The sequence below is a fragment of the Rhodococcus sp. 06-1474-1B genome, assembly GCF_002258885.1.
GTDB lineage: Bacteria > Actinomycetota > Actinomycetes > Mycobacteriales > Mycobacteriaceae > Rhodococcoides > Rhodococcoides fascians.
In genome coordinates this window covers 1-1,178 of the sequence record NZ_NOYR01000007.1, presented here as the reverse complement: position 1 = coordinate 1,178, position 1,178 = coordinate 1, and the positions used below count along the sequence as shown (strand labels likewise).

Here is a 1,178-nt window from a genome sequence, read left to right as displayed (position 1 = left end):
ATGATCACCGGCGAATCACGCACCGTCCGCCGCAGCGACGGCGACCAAGTTGTCGCCGGCACGGTAGCCACCGACTCCGGTCTGCGCGTCCAGGTCACCGCAGTAGGGGAGGACACCGCCCTCGCCGGCATCGGCCGCTTGGTCGCCGACGCCCAGAACTCGACCTCGCGCGCTCAGCGCATCGCCGACACGGCCGCCGGTTGGCTGTTCTGGTTCGCTCTCGGTGCCGCGATCATCACCGCCGCTGTGTGGACTCTGGTCGGGATGCCCGACGACGCCGTCATCCGCACCATCACCGTGTTGGTCATCGCCTGCCCGCACGCACTCGGACTGGCGATTCCGCTGGTGGTCTCCATCGCCACCGAACGCGCAGCCCGCGGCGGTGTCCTGGTCAAGGACCGGCTCGCACTCGAAACAATGCGCACGGTGGACACCGTGCTCTTCGACAAGACCGGGACCCTCACCAAGGGTGAACCCACCGTCACCGCAATCGAGGTGACAGACGGGCGCACCGCCGACGAGGTCCTCGCTTTGGCCGCTGCCGCAGAAGCCGACTCAGAACATCCCCTGGCTCGCGCCATCGTTGCGGCCGCACGCGCGCGGAACCTGACCGTCCCGGCTGCAGCAGACTTCCAGTCGTCTCCCGCCGTCGGGGTCTCTGCGGACGTCGACGGCACCCGCGTGCAGGTCGGCGGGCCCGCGCTGCTCGAGCAGGAGCGCGGATCCGAACTTGCTGTCGCCGACCGGTGGCGGGGCGACGGGGCGATCATCCTGCACGTCCTGGCCGACGGTGCTGTGATCGGTGCCCTTGCGCTCGCCGACGAGATCCGGCCCGAATCACGCACTGCGGTAGACGCGTTGCATGCGCGCGGAATCGCGGTGGTGATGATCACCGGTGATGCCGAAGCCGTCGCGAAGTCCGTCGCCACCGAGCTCGGTGTGGACCGCTACTTCGCGGGGGTGAAACCGGAAGACAAGTCCCACAACGTTGCTGAACTTCAACAGGAAGGGCGCACCGTGGCGATGGTCGGTGACGGAGTCAACGACGCACCGGCTCTCGCGCAGGCCGATGTCGGTATCGCTATCGGCGCGGGTACCGACGTTGCTATCGCGTCGGCCGGAGTGATCCTCGCCAGCGACGACCCGAGGTCGGTGTTGTCGGTGATCGAACTCTCGCG

The 1,178-nt window shown here is 68.2% G+C and carries 1 protein-coding gene; it reads left to right on the top strand.

The annotated features are described in order from the left end of the window. Positions 1 to 1,178 (top strand): heavy metal translocating P-type ATPase (locus tag CH266_RS01495; protein ID WP_141214464.1); only part of this gene is annotated, 1,178 nt, incomplete at both ends.